Below are 19,815 nucleotides of genomic sequence, written 5' to 3'. Positions count from 1 at the left end.
CAATCAAAAAATGGCTACTACTGAGCGTAAACCGCTACTGTTGGATTTTGAAAAGCCCCTAGCTGAACTTGCTACTCGAATTGAGCAAATTCGGCAACTAGCAGAAGAAAATGGCGTCGATGTAACTGGTCAAATTCGTCAGCTAGAAGCACGCGCTATGCAACTGCGTGAGGAAATTTTCAGTAGTTTATCGCCGTCTCAGCGATTGCAAGTCGCTCGTCATCCCCGCCGCCCTAGTACCCTTGATTATATTCAAGCTATCAGTGATGAATGGATGGAGTTGCATGGCGATCGCTGCAATTCTGACGATCCTGCGATCGTCAGTGGCGTAGGTCGCTTGGATGGCAAACCCGTGGTATTTTTGGGTCATCAAAAAGGTCGTGACACTAAAGACAATATCGCCCGTAACTTCGGTATGGCTTCTCCTGGTGGCTATCGCAAAGCCTTGCGGTTGATGGAACATGCTAACAGGTTTGGGATGCCAATTATAACTTTTATCGATACGTCAGGCGCTTTGCCTACGGTGATCGCAGAACAACAAGGTGCTGGAGAAGCAATTGCCTACAATTTGCGGGAAATGTTTTCCTTTGATGTCCCGATCATCAGCACAGTCATTGGTGAAGGTGGTTCCGGCGGTGCTTTAGGTATTGGTGTGGGCGATCGCCTACTGATGTTTGAACACGCAGTTTATTCAGTTGCCCCACCTGAAGCTTGTGCCGCCATATTATGGAGAGATGCCAGCAAAGCTCCTCAAGCGACAGTTGCCTTGAAAATCACAGCACCAGATCTGAAAAACTTAGGAATTATCGACCAGATATTGCCTGAACCGATTGGCGGCGCTCATTCTGACCCCCTGAAAGCTGCTACCACTCTTAAGCAAGCTCTGTTGGACAATTTAGAGGAACTCAACCGCTTTACTCCGCAAGAACGACGCCAAATGCGTTACGAAAAATTCCGCAAAATTGGTGTATTCACTGAAGTTTCCCACTCATAAAACGTGAGATGCTTGATTAGTATAGTAGCAGTGCTATAATTGCCTATGGAAGTTAAAGATTTTTAACAATCTTTTAAGCCATAGGCATTTGTGTTTTTAGTCATTAGTCATTAGTCATTAGTCATTAGTCAAAAGTACTTTGACAATGGGCTGTATACTGTGTATTTATGACTACTCAATTGAAAATCAGGGTGGTACAAGATTTTTCAGGTAAAGATATATAGTCTTCCTTTGGAGGATATGGTATTAGCAATATATCTTCTTGACAATGCAGCATAGCAGTTGTCAAAGAGAATTAATTGGATTTTTAGGTTTGTTTAATCTATTTAGACCACGAGAGTGCAATCATTGGGTGGCGACGCGGTTATCAAACCGTTCAAAAATTGGGAGACAGCATGAGTGTTGAGCACAAACGACGTGCCCTAATTACTGGGGCAAGTAGTGGCATTGGGAAAGCAACAGCTTTAGCATTTGCGAAGGCAGGAATAGATGTTGCCCTAGTGAGCCGTTCAGTTGATAAGCTGACATCGGTGTGTGATGCTGTATCACATACTGGCGTGGAAGCGAAAGCTTACGAAGTGGACTTAGCTTGTGTTTCCCAAGTGCAAGAGAAGATGCAGGCAATAGCCCTTGATGGGGATATAGATATTCTGGTCAATAATGCTGGCATGGGTTATACCGCCACTTTAACTGAAACTCCCTTGTCCGACTGGCAGCAAGTGATAGACTTAAATCTCACGAGTGTGTTCCAGTGTATTATGGCAATTCTGCCCAGAATGCGGACTCGCGGCACAGGTACAATTATCAACATTAGTTCAATATCCGCAAAGCAAGCATTTCCCAATTGGGGGGCTTACAGCGTCAGCAAAGCTGGTTTGATTGCCCTTTCTCAAACTCTTGCACAGGAAGAACGTGCCCACGGTATTCGTGTGACTGCTATCTGTCCCGGTGCGGTTAATACAGAACTTTGGGATACACAAACCGTCAATGCCAACTTTGACCGCTCAAAAATGCTTACTCCAGAAATTGTTGCTCAGTCAATTCTCCACGCTGCCTTGCTACCACAACAGGCAGTTATTGATGAATTGATTATCATGCCTAGCGCTGGCGCTTTATAAATGCCGAGTCATGAATGATGAGTATTGAGTCATTCTCACTCAAACCTCAGCATTTATGACTCAGCACTTCAGAAATGATCTCAACTACAGAAACTCTAACCAACACTGACATCATGACTACTGCTAGTTCCAACGGTACCAATAGCTCTCAATCTCCTCTGATTCCCGACTTAACAGAAGCCATCATCCCAAGACCAGACCGCAACACTCATAACGGACGGCAAGCTGCTTTGCACCCGCAAACAGAGGAGCAGATGGAGCAGATGACGGACGCCGTGCGGACTTTATTAGTGGGTGTTGGAGAAGACCCCGAACGCGAGGGACTACTGAAAACACCCAAACGGGTAGCAGAGGCAATGCGGTTTCTCACCAGTGGCTACAACCAATCGTTAGAAGAAATCGTCAACGGTGCCATCTTTGACGAAGGTCATAACGAAATGGTGCTGGTGCGGGATATCAATTTCTTTAGCATGTGCGAACACCATATGTTGCCATTTATGGGCAAAGCTCATGTTGCCTATATCCCCAACCAAAAAGTTGTGGGACTGAGCAAGCTTGCCCGGATTGTCGAGATGTATTCCCGCCGTTTGCAAGTGCAAGAAAGGCTCACCCGCCAAATTGCTGAAGCCGTTCAGACAGTTCTGGAACCACAGGGAGTTGCCGTTGTGATGGAAGCTACCCATATGTGCATGGTAATGCGGGGTGTCCAAAAACCGGGTTCTTGGACTGTCACGAGCGCAATGCTGGGTCTGTTTCAAGAAGAACAGAAAACCCGTGAAGAATTCTTCAATTTAATTCGCCACCAGTCATCATTCTTTTAGGTATTCGGAACTGGAGATTGGGGATTGGGCTATTTCCCTCATCCCCAACCCCTAACCCTTAACGCCGAATTGCCAGGTTCTCAAATAACTTAGCTACCTTGTCTAAATCCTTATCCCCAGGGGCACGTTCTACACCACTCGATAGGTCGATGCCACTGGGGCTAACGTGTGTTAGAGCTTCGGCAATATTATCTGGAGTCAGTCCGCCAGCCAAAAACCAAGGAAAACTAGGGTTGAATTCCTGTAACATTACCCAGTCTAAAGTTGTGCCTGTACCACCTAGCTGCTGCGGATGATAAGCATCTAGTAACAGCGTATCTGCGGTTGTAGTATACATAGCTGCTTTGTCAATATCTTCAAAACTACGTATTCTCAAAGCTTTGAGAATTTCGACGTTCGGTAGCAATTGACGCAACTCCACAGCAAATTCTGGAGATTCATCTCCGTGCAGTTGGACGCCAGTCAAACCAGAATTAACCACAGTTTGAGTAATTTCAAGAGCCGTCGAGTTGGCAAAAACTCCAATTTTGTCGGTTTTTTCGGGCAGTTGTTCCACGACGGCACGAATTTGGTCTACGTTAACATAACGGGGTGAAGCGGGGACACAAATAAATCCCAATGCTGTCGCACCCAGTGAGGCGATCGCCTTCCCCTGTTGTGGTTGAGTAATTCCGCAAATCTTAATCCGCATAGATATTTTTGATAGTGGTAGTAATAGTTACAAAAAATCTCAATTGTATAAACAATTGCAAGTTTTTTCCTTTGTAATTCTATAATCTTTGTGGTTTACACAGTAAGTAATCAGTATTGATCTCGGTAATTTCAGATTACTGACCACTTGTCAATTTTTAACTTAGGAGAGAAAAACTTGATTTCATCAATCTTACTAGCAGCCGCCGCAACTGTTCCCGCAACACCTGCGTGGAACACCAATGTATCAATAATCATCAGCGTCAGCTGTTTAGTAGCTCTTTTGCTCACTTTCAAGATTGAGAAGCCCAAAGTTGGTCCCAAGGTACCTCTACTGCCTATAAGCATTCCGGCATTCATTGGCGCTATGTGTTTTGGGCATCTGATCGGGGTTGGTATCGTTTTAGGGCTGACTAATATCGGTAGCCTGTGACGTACTCCCATACTGACAGCAAGCTGTCAGTGTGGGCTCAAGAGCGACTCCCGGTATCCCGTCGGACAAAAACTCTCGCTTTATTTATACTGCACGAGACGCCCCTCCGCGCAGGTGAACAGGTACAAAGATTGTTCAAACCTTAGTACTGCTGGAATTTTACCCATCCACAGAAAGTGATTTCAGTGTATCTCGTCTTTGTTCCGATAGGCAGCTAAACGCCTCCCGTTCCGGGTAAGCGTGAGGCTTCTTGCGGGATTAGCGTACGATTCGTTCAGTCAAAAATCCATCCTAGGAGGGATGACTGGCTTTAGTAGAGTCATCCGAAATGATTGAGTTCGCACTTTTATCCTCTGGGAGTAGTTGGTTCAAAATCTGAAGCTGTGGAAATTAAACAGAATATTGCCACGTTTTTACCTGAACAATTAAAACTTGAACTTAGTGAAGAAAAGACCCTCGTTACCCATGCTCGTGACGAAGCGGCTAAATTCCTAATCAACGCATCTCGGATACTCGCAAAGACTGGCATTTCAAGCTTGCTCACAAGCTTTGTAATGGTGCTGGAATGGTGTTTGTTGAAGACATCGATTTTCGGACGTGGGCAAAAGGGATGTTGGGCAAACACACTCTTGATGCTGGATTTGGACAATTTGTTGAAATCCTTAAATGGGTGTGTTGGAAACGAGGTGTGTATTTTGCCAAAGTGGACAAGGACTATACTTCACAAGTTTGCCCGCAATGCGATACACATACCGGAAACAAAGAATTAAAAGACAGAATACATTCTTGTCCTGAATGCGGCTACACCACACATCGTGATGTGGCAGCTGCTCAAGTGATACGGAACAGAGGTATCAATGCGCTCTTGTCGCAGCGTGTTAGAAAATGCTTGTGGAGACGGTCTGACGGGGACGGGAAACCGTCTAGTTAAGAGTCGAAGAAGCAAGAAGAATGGTGGAGAGGCGCGACTTCAGTCCGCCTCGTAACATCATTCGAGAATCCCCGCGCATTTATGCCGGGGAGTACGTCAATAGGCATTAGTCCTTCGTCATTGGCTATTTGTATACGGACAAACGATCCTCGGGTATCTCCTCCGCAGGAGGCACGCCAGTCGCCGTGACAGTTGGAAACACTCCTTGGCTGCGCTGACTCACAAAGGACTAATTGCTATTCTTCGTTGAGGATTTTAGGCACTTTGAAAAAGTCGCCTTCTTGTTCAGGCGCACTCTGGAGAATGTCTTCACGGTTGGGATAAGGTTGCAGTTCATCTGCGCGTGTGACATTACTGACATCAATTGCCCGTGTTGTCGGTGGCACATTATTGACATCCAATTCACTCAGTTGTTCAAAATAGTCAAGAATACTACCTAACTGAGTTGTGAATTTCTCTTCTTCTTCGGGTGTCAACTCTAAACGGGCGAGATGAGCTACTTTGCGAACTTGTTCACTGTCTATCATGGTTAGTCCTTGGTCATTAGTCATTAATCATTAGTCATTAGTCATTAGCAAATAACTAATGACCCAACGGGAGAGCCCAACGGGAGAGCCAGTTCCCTGGGCGCGGGAAACCCTCATTCGCCCTTCGGGCACGCTGAGCGCAAAGCGCACGCTACGCGAACGCGAACAGCACTGGTCTCACCGCCTAAGCCCTGCGGGCAGGGTGCGCCAACAGGACTGGTCTCACCAGTCGCGGTGACCGTTGGAAACACTCCTTGGCTGCGCTAGCTCACAAATGACTAACGACTACAACAATATGTCAATTTGAGAGCGTCCACTAGTTTTCAGCCAGTTTTGGGCTTCGATGTAGTTGTTCGGAGCCATGCGAATAGCTCTAATCCAATAATCGGCGGCTCTGTCGAACAGTGCTTCTCCCAATTCGTCGTCTCCTGCTTCCTTCGCTTTTTCGCCCTGATAGTGATAAATGACGGCGATGTTGTTTATGGCTTGGGGTAGGATCGCGTTACACTCAAGAGCCTGGTGATATAACTCCAGTGCCTCTTCGTAGTCGCCATTGCTAGCATAAATGAGCCCCATATTATACAGGATATAGCTGCGATCGTTGGGGTCTTCCTCTAGTGTTAGGGCTTCTTTGTAGTTTTCCAAAGCTTCGGCGTATTCTCCATCTGCCTGCGCTGACATACCATCTCGGTAATAAGCAAAAGCTTCTTTGGCTTGTTTATTGGTTGGCAGAATCTTGAGGATTATATCTGCCATAACCGTAAAGGTTTTGTCAATAAAGTTATTGTTTTTCTGGCTTCTTGACATAAGGGCTTATGTGATAGGTTTGCCACAATCATTACTGCGGACTGGGTTGGTAGCGATCGCATAAAGGAGCGTTCACTACAAGCTAATGTAACTGATTGGTAGCTCATTGCGAGTTACAAAGGCTTAATACAATCTGGACTATTGTGTTTAGGGCTGTTGACCACTGTGCTGACTCGGTAAGCCATCATCGCCTCTGATGGGTACGGGTGCAATAGCTGCTGTAGTGGTTCGGGTGTTTGCACTTGGGGATCTAACCACAGTGAGTAATCCTGCGGTTGAAGAATCACTGGCATACGTTCGTGGATCGGTTCCAGTAATTCGTTGCACTTCGTAGTCAAAATTGTACATGAGGTGATTTCCTCTCCTTGAGGCGATCGCCATTGCTCCCATAAGCCTGCAAAGCCAAAAGGTTTTCCTTCTTTCAGATGAAAATAAAATGGCTGTTTTTTGCCTTCTTTTGTCTGCCACTCGTAAAATCCATCCGCCACCACCAAACAGCGACGGTGCTTGAATGCAGACCGAAAAGCTGGTTTTTCTGCCGCTGTTTCTGCCCTAGCATTGATCAGCTTTGATCCCATTCCTAGGTCTTTAGCCCAAGAGGGAATCAACCCCCAGCGTAACTTTTGAAATTGACGCTGCTTGCTTTCTGGGTTATACAAGAGTGCCGCCACCATTTGCGTAGGAGCAATGTTATATTGCGGCTCTAGGTCGGGAATTTTGTTTACATGGAAGGTTTGGTATATAGCTTCTGCTGTTTGGCTCAAAGTAAATCTTCCACACATATTTTTTCCTTGACCACCAATTAAAATTAAACACCCAAATACTGCAACAAATATTACTTTTAATTTTTATCTTTCAGAGAATTGTGTATCGTACTAAAATGCTATATATCTACTGATTTTATCATATCTATTTGTCTTTTTCGATGAGATGCTGTATTTTTACTGCATGATTAATCAACCATTTCATCCCTATTTTTTTTGGCATGGAAATCCTGCGTTTGTATGATTTTTTACCCTCAGGCAATGGCTACAAGATTCGTCTTTTATTGACGCAAATGGGTATGCCTTTTGAAAGGGTAGAGGTTAACATTACTAAAAATGAATCTCGAACGCCAGAATTTTTAAGTAAAAATCCAAACGGAAGAATTCCGGTTTTGGAAGTAGAACCAGGGAAATATTTAGCAGAATCAAATGCGATCATGGTGTATCTGAGTGAAGGGACAGAATTTTTACCTTATGACCGTTTTTTACGAGCCCAAGTTCTGCAATGGTTATTCTTTGAACAGTACAGCCATGAGCCTTATATTGCTACATCGAGATTTTGGATTTCTATTCTAGGTAAAGCTCAGGAATACCATGAAGCCATAGAGCAAAAACGTGAACCTGGTTACGCAGCTCTTAGGACGATGGAAAAACATTTATCCAACCATACTTTTTTGGTAGGAGAGCGTTATACGATTGCTGATATTAGTTTATTTGCTTACACTCATGTAGCTAATGAAGGTGGATTTGATTTAACACAATTTCCTGCTATCGAAGCTTGGATAGAGCGGGTGAAAGCACAACCCAGCTATATCAGTATTACGGAAGAATTGAAGCCTTGGTAATTTTGCTTTCAAAACAATTAATTTCATGTATAGCTGGCGTATCTCCCGTCCTCCTCTAGGACGGGTTTTTCAATCCACCTATTGTATGCAAAAGTCAATTTGTTGAAATATCAAACCACAGATACACACAGATACTTTATCGCGTTTATCTGCGTGCATCTGCGGTTTCAAATAGCCCGCAACCAGATTATTGCAAGAAATCTAATTATCAATAAAATTTTTACGTATAATTATTTATTTTCAAGTGAAGTCTAATTTTGAATTTTAAATTGTTTAGTCAGTGTCAATTTGAACCAGCTTTTGCCGAGAAGATAAACCAGACTTAATTGTGATATGCGATTTTGGCACATCAAATTTTTCTGCTAGTAGTTTAATTAACTCTTCATTAGCCTTACCATCTACAGGAGGGGATTTTAAATGCACGCTAAGACTACCGTCAGCTTGTTCCTCAATCTTTTGAACTTTTGAATTCGGTTTCACTTTAACTTTTTTTTGCATAACCTTGTGCTTGTAATTGTCGCAACCACAACCAACCCAAAATACAACCCAACAGGTAATGCGGAAAGTCCCACCAAGCAAAGGTGGTTCCAATTAACCATTTACCTATCAACGTAGCGCGGAATTCCTCTAATAAAGCTGGATGCCATAATTGCAAGAATTCCAGTATGCAGGTGATGATAAATACCCACAGAGGAATTTGCCTGACTGCCGTTCCACTGCTAAAAAATAGAAATGCAAACAAGCACCAAAATATTTCGTAAAAGACAGCGGCTCCGTAATCATTAAACCACTCATGGGCAAAACCAGTGTAGTACTTAAAGAAAAAGCCCATCGCTATAACGATGAGCAGGGAGGGGATGATATAAAAGCTTTGAGTTTGTTTTGATAGCATTTTTTAGGAACTAAGGACTAAAGAAGATTTTAGCCCTTGCACCAAAGCTTTTTGGCTTGTATGCGAAATCTAAAATCTTGTCAAAGAAGAAGCAGGGTGCAAGGGGGAAAATTCCTCTCCCCTTCTCCCTACTCCTTTCTCCTCTGGTTCTTCTAGTTAGGGGTATCTTCTGCTACCAGCACCCACCACACCAATTTTATGGCGATAGGATAGTTCGGCACCGAACCAGCCAGAAGCACTCGTCAGGGTACCGACAATAAGTGAGATTATAAGTCCCCAAGGTAATATTGCTGATGCAGGATCGCCCAGACGTAAGATGAAGTTGACGAGTGTCAAGACTAGGATAGCCACGTTAAGAATCATGTGCGCCCAGCCTGCGGAACGCTTGCGGACTCGTTCAATTTGCAAAAAGTCGCTCATGCCGATGAGCGCTGCTACTACGCCTGCAGCCAATCCGAGTCCGATTAACCACAGTGAAGCCCTTGCCCAAAAGAAATCGCGAGTTAACCAGTAGCCGAAGTCGCTTCCCAAGGCGGCGGCTAAAAAGGCAATGGGAAAAATGACACTCAGGGGGTGTAAGGGATGCCCTGCGATCGCAACTGTGCTAGGTACACCAGTATCGTTATACTCTCTATCATCACTTTCAATAACTGGTGGCAGATTAGGGAACGGTGTCGAAGCTCTCTCTGTAGTTTCCATGATTTTTAGTATTTTTTTGTATCCTGATTTTATGCAGAGGGAATTTGCTCTACATAAGCTTCAGCTTGCAGTATTAGTTTACCTGTTTGCACCTCGAGTTGCTTAACTCGTAGGGTCATTCCTTCTAAATCAAAATTACTTAGATTCAAAATTTCGCTTGTTGCATCTACCAAAGCTTTTGTCAAATCTGGAGATATTTCCTTTGTGTCGCCATACTCTACATTTTCTAGAGAAACTGTTTGTCCGTTAGCACCCACTTTGGGTACTGCTGAAAAAGCGACTTGATGAGTTTCATTACTTTCTCTTAATAGAATAGAAGCGCTTATTGCAACTTTACTATTACCAGGTAAACGAAAATCTACCTGTTGAGGAACAATCGTCATTAATTGCCCGTTGACATGAATTTTCTGGCTTTGCAGTTGTGAACGGACATACTCTGAATTGAAGGCACGGTTGATATCGTCTTCGATTAAAACAACCCGCGTACTGCCTTGAGTTGGTTTGGTGAGTTCAATTTTACCAAAAGCTACACTCAGAGGATTGATGGCAACGCTACCCATTTGCATTTGCAACTCCTCCACGCGGAGGTCTTTTTGCATTACCAATCCTTCGCCTTCAATTGAGACTGCATCAACCTCGCCTTGAAGCAGTTTTAATGGATCTGTTTTGACATCTACATTCAAATTTTCTACTTCATCTAACTGGCTAGATAACCCTATTTCTGCGGCTTTATTCAGCGCCTGCTCTCCAAGCCCCTGATTCTCGGGCATTATGACTTTATCTCCTGTTTGACCATCCTTGCGTCAATCTAGAAAATTGGCATAATAAATTTATCTATCTAGCGATGGAGCATAGGTAGATCGCCTATCTATCTAAAAGTATATATAAATATTTTTGAAGTTTAATTTCATTTTTCTACCCGAAGTTTTGCAGCCTATCGGTCAAAAGAAAGATGGAACCGATTTGATTCTTGTGCAAATTTGAGAGTAGAAATGAACACGAAAAACTTCCAGAGGGGAACCAGAAAAATGGTTGCAACATTAGACGATACCAAGCGTTCTGCTATTGCCATTAAGCTGGCAGACATGAAGGCGATTCAAAACTTGATTATTGAAAATGAAGAACAGTTGATCAGACAAGTCAACGATCAAGAAATCGCTCAGCGCCTCCGGGACTTTCTCGAGAGTGATAGAAAAAATCTGGGCATTCTGGAAACTGTAATCGGTCAGTATGGCATCCAAGCCGAGCCAGACAACACCGTTACACAAATGGTTCAAAAGATTCGTGAATTGCAGCAAGGCTCTGAACTGAGCGTGTACGAAAAAGTATTTCAGCATGAATTGCTGAAGCACCAGCAAACCATGACCGGCTTGACAATTCACAAAGCAGCACAAAAAGTTGGTGCTGACGTGTTGCTGGCAATTGGACCTCTTAACACCGTCAACTTTGAGAACCGCGCTCACCAAGAGCAGCTCAAAGGCGTTCTGGAAATTTTGGGTGTTCGCGAATTGACCGGACAAGAAGCGGATCAAGGTATTTGGGCACGCGTTCAAGACGCTATGGCTGCAGTAAGTGGCGCGGTAGGTAGCGCAGTTACCCAAACCAGTGACAAGAAGGATTTGAACATCCAGGATGTTATCCGCCTTGATCACAACAAGACAAATACGCTATTCACCGAAATTCTGGCAAGCCAAGACCCACAAAAGATTCAAGAGTACTTCGGTCAACTCTTCAAGGATCTGAGCGCTCACGCTGAAGCTGAAGAGCAAGTCGTCTACCCCAGAGTCCGTCCTTTCTACGGTCAGAATGAGACTCAAGAACTTTTTGACGAGCAAGCTGAAATGAAGAAAATGTTAGCGGAAATTCAGGGTATCAACCCCTCTAACATGGATCAATTCAAAGGTAAAATCAAAAATCTCATGGACATTGTTGGCGACCACATTCGTCAAGAAGAAAGCACAATGTTCGCTGCTATTCGCAACAACTTGAGCACCGAGCAAAGCGAGCAAATGGCTACAGAATTCAAAGCTGCTAAAACCCAGATTCAACAAAAACAGGGCGTTGTCAGCGCTAAGTAGTTGGTAGGAATCACTAGACGCAAAAATTTGCGTCTGGTGATGACTCTCGCTCTAATAGCTACTCCCATCACTTGGTGCTGGGAGTTTTGTTGTATTTATTTGAGTGTTTTCGTTTAACAATTCTGGTGCCAGTATTTATAAGCCGTATATGCCATAGTGACAACCCCAGTGATAATGGCAGATTCATCAACTTCAAACAGGGGATGGTGTAACGGGTAATTCAGGATTCTATCTCTGAAACCGACACCCAAGCGAAACATCGAACCGGGAGCTTTTTCTAAATAAACAGAAAAATCTTCAGCACCAAGGGAAGGTTCGGGTAACACTTGAACGCGATCGCTACCCCATGCTTCTTCTGCTGCTGACTGCAACAACTGCGTGAGGAAATAATCGTTTTGCACGCTAGGGACACCTTGGCGATAATTCACCTGGTATTTTGCGCCGTAGGAATTGCAGACGTTAGCGACGATTTTTTCAATCCAATTTGGTAAATTAGCACGGGTTTCCGGATGGAGAGAACGCACAGTTCCCAACAACTGCACTTTATCAGCAATCACATTCGGCGCTCTACCACCCTCAATCTTCCCGATGCTCAATACTACAGGACGTAAAGGATTCTGCGTTCGGCTAATCGCTTGTTGGAGTGTGGTTATGACTTGCGAAGCAATCCAGATAGCATCTACCGCCTCATGAGGACGAGCGCCATGTCCTGATTCCCCGATAATGATAATCTCTAAATCATCTGCAGCCGCCGTCAAAGCCCCGTAACGCACACCAATGGAACCTGCGGGTATAGAGGGGAATACATGAAGACTCAGTATATTTGAAACCTCGTCCATTGCCCCATCGTTCACCATCCAAGAAGCACCTTGAGCAATTTCCTCTGCTGCCTGAAATAAAAACCGGACTCGACCCGGTAACTCCTCTGCCATCTGAGACAATACCATTGCCGTTCCCAAGCCAACAGTTGTATGGACATCATGACCACAGGCATGCATGATACCTTGTGAGCGAGAGGCAAACTCTAAACAAGTGCGTTCTACAATTGGCAACGCATCCATATCGGTGCGAATTGCCAATAAACGCTCATCTTTGCCAGTCCCTTGCAGTTCTCCAATGACGCCGGTTTTACCCACTCCTTCTTGTACGTGAAGACCACTAGAAGATAAAACACCAGAAACAAAGGCAGATGTTTGGTACTCCTGACCACTGAGTTCTGGGTGAGAATGGATATGACGGCGAATTTCAATTAAGCGGGGTGCCAGTTTTGTTGCTAAGTCTTTAATACGAGTAAGCATTGGTGAATTAAATTACATACTGTTTTGGCATTTTTCTCATCATAAAGAAATGTTAACCAACTGCTGATTTAACTTCCATATTTTTTGCAAGTCGGGCTAGGGGACAAATCAATTCAAAATTCGCTCATTCAAAATTCGCTCATTCAAATTCGGAGTTTCTCCCTCATCTCCTTCATCCCCCTCACTCCTCCTCACTCCCCGTAGCAGGTTGAACCAGGAACCTTCTCAGTTTTAAACTTGTCACATTCTTTTTGAGTTTCACGCTGTAATGACCACCAATAGGGTTTGTTAGAAGTGACGACGCCTGTAGGCATTGTTGTCAGCCGGAAGTTTGCGCCCCGGAAGTTTGTGTACTGCAATTTAGCGCCTTTAAGATTAGCAGCTTCCAAATTGGTACTTATGAACCCAGCAGCACTCAAATCGGCATTTTCCAGGGATGCGGATTTGAGATTCGCACCTGTTAAGGAAGCGCCCTTTAGATTCGCCGAAGTTAATACCGCTGTTTCTAGGTTGGCACCCGTGAGATCCGCATTTGAGAGATTTGCCTGAGATAAATTAGCACCTTTTAAATTTGCATCTCGTAAATTTACTTTATTTAAATTAGCTTGAGATAAGTCAGCACCACTTAAATCACAACGCGGACAAGCATTGGTTGTTTTCAAGAGTTCCAAGTCTTGCTCATTCAGTGCAAAGGCTTGTGCTGTCAACCCAAAAAAGGTAAACAGGACGGTAGTTGTGAGAATCTTAATGTTCATATTTTTACAGATAGACTCAAGTTAGAAAATTTGGACGAATATGTACTGTTATACTTACATATAGGACTAGTTTAAAAAATAGTAAAAATAAAGAACTAATAAAGAAGTTATTAAATTTACGTAAATTGTTGTAATTACACTGTTCAAAAGTGAACATGGTTAATACAATAAAAATATCTTGAGACTTATACAGAAACTCTATAGCCTACGACTTATTTGTTCCCCCCGAGCCTATATAACAAGGGCTGGGGGGAATTAATTTTTAGGTGGGGCATGAGGGAGTGAGGGAGTAAGGGAGTAAGGAAGTGAGGGGGATGAGGGAGATGAGAGAGATGAGGGAGAAACTCCGAATTTGAATGAGCGAATTTTGAATGAGCGAATGCGTGAATGAGCGAATTTTGAATTGATTTGTCCCCCTGCTTCCTCTGGAGTTAACGCCAGCCCAACAAGCGCAACCCAGGTACAATGAGGTAGTAACTCACCCCTAACCAGAAGCTGAGCAAAACGCCGACAAAACCAAAAAAAGTCACCGGAAGCCATATCTCGTTCCAGCCAGGTGAGCGAAACAAGTCAAATATATTTGTTGGAAATCCTAAAACAATCAAAACCGCAAAAACAACAGCGGTGCCAAATGCAGCAATCACAGCATGAACGATATGATGACTGCGAAGACCCAAACTTATGGTGAGCAGAGAAACACCTGCTAAAATCAATCCTACTAATCCCTCACCTCCATCTTGTGGTGTGATTAATTGTAAAACTAGCCAACCGAATCCATAACTAATAATACCCATCAACGACGTTACAAAAAACCGTCGCTTCTGACCAAAACCCCCTGCAAGCGTTAGTCCCCATGCGGTTCCCAAGCCAGCTCCTGCAAACAAAAGAAACTCTGATCCTGAGATAGCTGGAGTCGTTGTCACCAGTGCCGGTAGCTGATGAGACATGAATCTGGTAACATCTTCGTCTATGGTTGTCCCAGACGCCAAAACAAACCCACCGATTGCACCAGAACTAGCGCCTATGCCGGTGAGAAGCATTGTCCAAAATGTGTCCAGACAGGCGAGTAAGATGTTGAAAATCCCCTTGAATATAAAGAGAGTCGTGTTACCGACGGCGTGAGCAGAGGTAGTCAGTGCTTGTCCAACGGAGTCTTCAACTTGGGATAAAAATCCCTTTGCTTGTCCAAACCCCTGACGAAAAGATTGCTCTATTTGAGAAAATACCGCCTGCTGTGGCGATACTCGGGAAATTTTTCCGAGACGTTTTTGAATGATTGCGGCGTTTGCTGGACGCGATCGCACATCCTCCTGTATCATCTCATCTAGAAAATCTGCGAGTTGAGGACTGACATTTACCTTATTGCGCCAAATGAACTCTCCCGTCACGGGATTTTCCAACTCCGAGAGAGATTTGCCGGTTAACATCTCAATCATCGTTCGACCGAGGGCATAAAAATCAGCACCAGGTCCGATGACTCCCCCAGCAATTTGTTCTGGGGGACTGTAGCCAGAAGAATACAACCGAGTTGAGGAAGCCTTTAAACCAAACTGGTTGGAACTAAATTGTTTTGCTCCACCAAAATCAATCAGTACGAGCTGATCCCTCTTTGTCCCCCCCTTGTTTAAAGACGCTGGGTGGGTACGCAGCATTAAATTAGAAGGTTTGATATCGCGGTGAATAATCTTGCGGCTGTGTAACTCCTGTAAAATCTCCACGGCTTGGACAAGCCAACTTAACACCCACTCCTGGGGACACCCTTGGGGATACTGCTCAAATATTTCCTCTAGAGTTTGACCGTTAATTTTTTCCATCACCAAACAACGGAACTGGTGAGGGTTGAGATTGTTTTGTAGAGTCGTTGCAGACAACATCTCTACAGAAAAATACCCATCAGCATCGACTCTGGGAACACCCGGGTGTCGCAAACTTCTTAAAACCGCAGCCTCTTGGACAAACAATTCCAACGCCTTTGGTGAACTTTCCACCAACACTTTCAGCACTTTTTCTGTTTGCGTCTTTTGATCCCAAACTGTATAAATTTGAGCAAAACCACCTGATCCCAAACGTTGGAGTGGGACATAGCGGTCTAAAAGGTGTACCGGTGCGCCACAGGTGTGGCAAAATTTGTTTCCCCAAGGCTGGGGATAAGGACGTGGACAATCTGAATTAATGCAATGAACTGCATTTTGATTGATGTGGAACACAAGCGCTCAAAGACATAGCCTGAGTCGATTGTACATAACTGGGGACAGAGAAACAGTTCGTTGATAATAGTTAGTGGTATTTTTAACAACTAACAACCAATAAATGTAGAGACGCGCCACACGCCAACAAATCTACAGACGCGCCACGCCAACAAATCTACAGACGCGCCACACGCCAACAAATCTACAGACGCGCCACGCCAACAAATCTACAGACGCGCCACGCCAACAAATCTACAGACGCGCCACGCCAACAAATCTACAGACGCGCCACACGCCAACAAATCTACAGACGCGCCACGCCAACAAATCTACAGACGCGCCACGCCAACAAATCTACAGACGCGCCACGCCAACAAATCTACAGACGCGCCACACGCCAACAAATCTACAGACGCGCCACACGCCAACAAATCTACAGACGCGCCACACGCCAACAAATCTACAGACGCGCCATGGCGCGTCTCTACAATTAAGGGATTTCCAAGAAATAAATTATCCATCTTGTGGGGGAGCCAGCGCCCTTTGGAGGGTTTCCCTCCGTAGGCGACTGGCGTTGGGCAGGAAAGCCCGCCCTGAATACAAAGGACGGGTGGGGACACCCATCCCACAAGAAAATTTGGGATATTTTTTTATTTGGAAGTCCCTAACAGCTACATCCATCCCAGGTGATAGGGAAGGTGTATTCCGATTCCGAGGAGAAATCGTTATTGTTGCTGGAAGTTTCTTCATCCAAGACTTTAACGACTTTGTGATAAATTTCTTCCGCCTGTTGTGGAGAATCGCCTATGCTCGTCAATCCCAACTTACCAAACTGGGAAAGACAACCCATCAAATGAAATACCGTTCCTGTCTCGGTTCCGGTGTCAAAGTGCAGTCTGTGATGAGCGATGATGTCCATCAAGTCATTGGGCAGAAGCCCCTGATAGCGTTGTTTGTGTAAGTTATCAGTAGCCATATAGTATTTGGGACGCCCTTGCTGACTGTAAAATAAACCTGTCGAGAGTTCATAGCGACCGTTCGTCATTAATTTTAGGGTCATAAACGGATGGGTCGTACCACCTTTACGCAGGTTAATTTCAATCGCCTGAATGTCCCACTGTCCATCACCTTTATCTACGGCGATAAAATCAACGCCAAATCTTTCTACTGCGCCTTTTTTTGCCAAATTTCTGCCAACTTTTAACCCTATCTGCTGCAATTGCAGCCGATAGCTTTCATCGGCGGGAAATCGACAACCAAGATAAATCTGACCGTCTGGTCCTCCTAGGATTTGGTCGTGGGTTGAGAGGATTTCCACTTCGCCATTGGGTGTGATGCGTCCTTGCACAGAGGGCGATCGCTTGATTTCCCCCTCTACAAATGCCTCAACAATTGCCCCTAACTCGGCGATTCGTCCAGAAAAATTCTCCCAATTCTCTTGTTTTGCTTGAAAGCGCATAGTTTGGAAGCGCTCTTTCATCGCTTCTACCCGTTCGGCATGAGAACCACCTGGAGGTGCTAAATTGTTTATCGGTCTCAAGTCCAACAGCGCATTTCCTTCTCCGGAAATTCCTTCGTTGAGTTTCACCACCATCCGTTTTAATGTTGGCTGGCGTTCCCACAACTCCGCAGCAGCTTCTGCCAAATCTATATCATTCCAAACTCTTTCGCTGCCATCTGGAAGCGCAACTTCGCTTTCAGCAAAAATTTGCCGACTGCCACTTTTCGTTCCCCAAATTTGCAAATCTGGTGCGGCAGCGTACAGCGGCACTCCTAATTTTAAAGACAATTCCGCTTCTAATTCCGTAGAATTATAGCACACCATAAATGATTTGTCGAGCCTCAAGGCTTGATGAATTCTCTTAAGCAAGCGTGGGCGTTCTAAAATCTTTTGAGTAAGGGGTTTTTGAGAGGAATCATAAGTCGAAAGTAGCAGCAAGCGATTGCGAGCATGAGAAAAAGGAATTCCCGGCAAAAGTTGCAGATAATAATCAATGACACTGGGGTGCATCGGCATTGATGTAATATAAATCACCCTAGTGCGGGGATTCTGCAACCGAATCAAGGAAAATAGCAGTCGTTCCTCATAATGTTCGCAACCTTCGATTTTTTTGAGTTCTCGTTGGTCGATGCTCAGGAGGGAATAACTAAAATATCCGCATCGCTGTTATCAAATATCTCGGTAGTTTTCCAGCGATCGCGTAAAGTTAACTGAAGATCGCGAAAATTGTCCGTTGGTTCTAAAGAGGAAATATTGAGCGTTTGCATAGTAATAATTTGTTCCACAAATAAGCTTTTATACTCGCACATCAGCCTGGTTGCTTCGATTAGCTCTTGGATTTAGGTGTTTTGAATTGTTTAGCCCTGCCTTGCTTTGTTTAGCACTGTCTAACTCTGGTATATCCTAATTAATCTTTGAATGAATGTCGGTGCAACACTTCTTTTACATACGGCTTTTTTTATCATGATTTCTACTATCCAAGGGAGAAATAAATAAAACTTGAAGTAATCCGTAAGGAAGAACTCATTTTTGATTTTGTAGGACTGGGACTGGAGTTCAGTAGACCTGTTGCATAAATTCTTTTGTTTCGCGCACCAGGCGCACTAGGCGCAAAGAAGAGCTCAAAAAGAAGAAATGGAAGAAGTGTCATGGATAGGGAAATGATGACCGACAACTGGTTTGTGAGTTCTTCTTTTTTTGTATAAATTGTTTTTACGTCTTTAGATTGAGTAGTTTTGAGTTTCTTTACATCTAAAGAGCGATAAATACCAGCAACACAACAGCTAATTTAATAGACATATGGAAGTTTTAAATCTTTCATTACGGTAGAGTTGTGTAGTTGTGTTCAATTGTCAGATTAAGAGCGTGCGTCAGGTGTGAGGAAACTTAATAACAGTTGCGTATAGTTGCTTTGGCAATGAGTACGATAGGCTGACAAACGGGGGAAAAGCCTAAACTGGTAAATGGCAATTGGGAGCGAACACAAAAATGAAACCTTGGATTGAATTATCGATCCAAGGTTTAGTTTTGAGATGTGATTTTTTGCGTTGTCTATTTCTAGGGAGCATTATAGTATGCCAGAAGAACAATTACAGCCACCTCAAACTCAGGAAGCACCAGGCGTTGAATCACAAATGACGCCAAAACCCAAAGCAGATGATCCCCAGTATAAGGGAAGTGACAAGCTAAAAGACAAAGTCGCCTTGATTACTGGTGCAGATAGTGGTATTGGTCGTGCAGTGGCGATCGCATTTGCTAAAGAAGGAGCAAATGTGGCAATTTTATACCTCAGCGAACACGACGATGCTAAAGAAACAAAACATTTGGTGGAATCGCTTGGGCGTCGTGCTGTCACGATAGCTGGCGATGTTGGCGATGAAACTTTTTGTCAGCAAGCTGTACAACAAACTGTGGATGAGTTTGGCAAACTGGATATTTTAGTCAACAACGCCGCTGAACAGCATCCAAAAAAAAGCATTGAGGAGATTAGCAAAGAGCAATTAGAGCGTACTTTCCGCACAAATATTTTCTCGATGTTTTTCTTAACCAAGGCGGCGCTGAAGCACCTTAAAGAAGGAAGCGCCATTATTAATACCACATCGGTAACGGCTTATAAAGGCAGCCCAGAATTACTTGATTACTCTTCCACAAAAGGGGCGATCGTTGCCTTTACGCGTTCCTTGTCACAAAGTTTAGTAGAAAAAGGAATACGTGTAAATGCCGTAGCACCAGGTCCAATTTGGACACCTTTGATACCCTCTACTTTCCCGGAAGAGAAAGTGGAAACTTTCGGCAAACAAGTCCCGATGCAAAGAGCTGGACAACCTGAAGAAGTCGCACCCAGCTATGTATTTTTAGCATCAGATGACTCTTCTTATTTCTCTGGTCAAGTTTTACACCCGAACGGTGGTACCGTTGTCAACGGGTAAAAGGTTAAGAGTTGAGATTCAATGAGAAAATGCAAATTATGAAT

General features: G+C 44.1%; 20 protein-coding genes and 1 pseudogene. 8 read left to right on the top strand and 13 right to left on the bottom strand.

All coding sequences use genetic code 11. The features are described 5' to 3' along the window. Positions 1-10 precede the first annotated feature (10 nt). The 3 genes from V5G28_RS21650 (at position 11) to folE (ending at position 2,933) form a co-directional block, all read left to right on the top strand. Positions 11-994, top strand: coding sequence for an acetyl-CoA carboxylase carboxyltransferase subunit alpha (locus V5G28_RS21650; protein ID WP_332990945.1), 984 nt, complete (start codon positions 11-13; stop codon positions 992-994). 395 nt (positions 995-1,389) lie between these two features. Continuing rightward, entirely contained in the window at positions 1,390-2,112 is a 723-nt protein-coding gene (locus V5G28_RS21645; protein ID WP_332990943.1) for an SDR family oxidoreductase, read from the top strand. A gap of 113 nt (positions 2,113-2,225) precedes the next feature. Then, positions 2,226-2,933, top strand: a complete 708-nt coding sequence (gene folE / locus V5G28_RS21640; RefSeq protein ID WP_096571549.1) for a GTP cyclohydrolase I FolE — start codon at positions 2,226-2,228, stop codon at positions 2,931-2,933. A 58-nt stretch (positions 2,934-2,991) separates the two neighbouring features. Here folE and V5G28_RS21635 read toward each other — a convergent pair whose 3' ends face one another. Then, positions 2,992-3,624 carry a phosphoribosylanthranilate isomerase gene (locus V5G28_RS21635; RefSeq protein ID WP_332990942.1) on the bottom strand — a complete coding sequence of 211 codons (633 nt, stop codon included), beginning with the start codon at positions 3,622-3,624 and terminating at the stop codon, positions 2,992-2,994. A gap of 180 nt (positions 3,625-3,804) precedes the next feature. Between V5G28_RS21635 and psaK the strand changes: the two genes are divergently transcribed. Continuing rightward, positions 3,805-4,056 carry a photosystem I reaction center subunit PsaK gene (gene psaK / locus V5G28_RS21630; RefSeq protein ID WP_083246176.1) on the top strand — a complete coding sequence of 84 codons (252 nt, stop codon included), beginning with the start codon at positions 3,805-3,807 and terminating at the stop codon, positions 4,054-4,056. Positions 4,057-4,543: 487 nt separating this feature from the next. After that, positions 4,544-4,987, top strand: coding sequence for an RNA-guided endonuclease InsQ/TnpB family protein (locus tag V5G28_RS21625; protein WP_332991061.1), 444 nt, complete (start codon positions 4,544-4,546; stop codon positions 4,985-4,987). Positions 4,988-5,223: 236 nt separating this feature from the next. Here the strand turns inward: V5G28_RS21625 and gatC are convergent, their stop codons facing one another. The 3 genes from gatC to V5G28_RS21610 form a co-directional block, all read right to left on the bottom strand. After that, positions 5,224-5,514, bottom strand: coding sequence for an Asp-tRNA(Asn)/Glu-tRNA(Gln) amidotransferase subunit GatC (gatC, locus tag V5G28_RS21620; RefSeq protein WP_332991059.1), 291 nt, complete (start codon positions 5,512-5,514; stop codon positions 5,224-5,226). Positions 5,515-5,799: 285 nt separating this feature from the next. Continuing rightward, positions 5,800-6,321 (bottom strand): photosystem I assembly protein Ycf3, encoded by a 522-nt coding sequence (locus tag V5G28_RS21615; RefSeq protein WP_096569680.1) that lies wholly within the window; start codon positions 6,319-6,321, stop codon positions 5,800-5,802. A gap of 113 nt (positions 6,322-6,434) precedes the next feature. Beyond that, positions 6,435-7,103: an SOS response-associated peptidase gene (locus V5G28_RS21610; protein WP_332990939.1), complete on the bottom strand. Its 669-nt coding sequence runs from the start codon at positions 7,101-7,103 to the stop codon at positions 6,435-6,437. A gap of 203 nt (positions 7,104-7,306) precedes the next feature. On the opposite strand from V5G28_RS21610, the gene V5G28_RS21605 reads away from it, so the two are divergent. Next, positions 7,307-7,930, top strand: coding sequence for a glutathione S-transferase family protein (locus V5G28_RS21605; protein ID WP_332990937.1), 624 nt, complete (start codon positions 7,307-7,309; stop codon positions 7,928-7,930). Between the two features lie 273 nt (positions 7,931-8,203). On the opposite strand, the gene V5G28_RS21600 is transcribed toward V5G28_RS21605, so the two are convergent. From V5G28_RS21600 to V5G28_RS21585, 4 genes are all read right to left on the bottom strand, one after another. Beyond that, positions 8,204-8,428: a DUF167 domain-containing protein gene (locus V5G28_RS21600; protein ID WP_332990935.1), complete on the bottom strand. Its 225-nt coding sequence runs from the start codon at positions 8,426-8,428 to the stop codon at positions 8,204-8,206. Next, positions 8,412-8,822: a ribosomal maturation YjgA family protein gene (locus V5G28_RS21595; RefSeq protein WP_332990933.1), complete on the bottom strand. Its 411-nt coding sequence runs from the start codon at positions 8,820-8,822 to the stop codon at positions 8,412-8,414. Before V5G28_RS21595 ends, V5G28_RS21600 begins: the two co-directional genes overlap by 17 nt. Before the next feature lie 156 nt (positions 8,823-8,978). After that, on the bottom strand, positions 8,979-9,521 hold the full coding sequence (locus V5G28_RS21590; protein WP_096569689.1) for a DUF2231 domain-containing protein: 543 nt from the start codon (positions 9,519-9,521) through the stop codon (positions 8,979-8,981). Between the two features lie 29 nt (positions 9,522-9,550). Further along, positions 9,551-10,291, bottom strand: coding sequence for an LmeA family phospholipid-binding protein (locus tag V5G28_RS21585; protein ID WP_332990929.1), 741 nt, complete (start codon positions 10,289-10,291; stop codon positions 9,551-9,553). A gap of 258 nt (positions 10,292-10,549) precedes the next feature. On the opposite strand from V5G28_RS21585, the gene V5G28_RS21580 reads away from it, so the two are divergent. Then, positions 10,550-11,599, top strand: a complete 1,050-nt coding sequence (locus V5G28_RS21580) for a hemerythrin domain-containing protein (RefSeq protein WP_332990928.1) — start codon at positions 10,550-10,552, stop codon at positions 11,597-11,599. A gap of 113 nt (positions 11,600-11,712) precedes the next feature. Here the strand turns inward: V5G28_RS21580 and V5G28_RS21575 are convergent, their stop codons facing one another. The 5 genes and pseudogenes from V5G28_RS21575 to V5G28_RS21555 all read right to left on the bottom strand — a co-directional run bounded on the left by V5G28_RS21575 (position 11,713) and on the right by V5G28_RS21555 (position 18,109). Next, the gene (locus tag V5G28_RS21575) at positions 11,713-12,897 is read right to left on the bottom strand and encodes a M20 family metallopeptidase (protein ID WP_332990926.1); all 1,185 of its coding nucleotides are present in this window, start codon (positions 12,895-12,897) and stop codon (positions 11,713-11,715) included. Between the two features lie 191 nt (positions 12,898-13,088). Next, a complete protein-coding gene (locus V5G28_RS21570) occupies positions 13,089-13,652 on the bottom strand; it encodes a pentapeptide repeat-containing protein (RefSeq protein WP_332990924.1) in 564 nt (187 codons plus the stop codon). A 431-nt stretch (positions 13,653-14,083) separates the two neighbouring features. Next, complete coding sequence (locus tag V5G28_RS21565; protein ID WP_332990922.1) at positions 14,084-15,859, bottom strand: serine/threonine protein kinase; 1,776 nt, start codon at positions 15,857-15,859, stop codon at positions 14,084-14,086. A 311-nt stretch (positions 15,860-16,170) separates the two neighbouring features. Further along, a complete protein-coding gene (locus V5G28_RS21560; RefSeq protein ID WP_332990921.1) occupies positions 16,171-16,362 on the bottom strand; it encodes a hypothetical protein in 192 nt (63 codons plus the stop codon). 143 nt (positions 16,363-16,505) lie between these two features. Further along, positions 16,506-18,109 (bottom strand): annotated as a pseudogene (locus V5G28_RS21555) (peptide ligase PGM1-related protein). An 807-nt stretch (positions 18,110-18,916) separates the two neighbouring features. Between V5G28_RS21555 and V5G28_RS21550 the strand changes: the two are divergent. Continuing rightward, positions 18,917-19,771 carry an SDR family oxidoreductase gene (locus V5G28_RS21550; protein ID WP_332990918.1) on the top strand — a complete coding sequence of 285 codons (855 nt, stop codon included), beginning with the start codon at positions 18,917-18,919 and terminating at the stop codon, positions 19,769-19,771. Positions 19,772-19,815: the final 44 nt, after the last annotated feature.

Source organism: Scytonema sp. PRP1 (assembly GCF_036697665.2).
GTDB lineage: Bacteria > Cyanobacteriota > Cyanobacteriia > Cyanobacteriales > Nostocaceae > Kalymmatonema > Kalymmatonema gypsitolerans.
The sequence above is the reverse complement of the archived record's forward strand: the minus strand, read 5'-3'. Positions and strand labels throughout refer to the sequence as shown.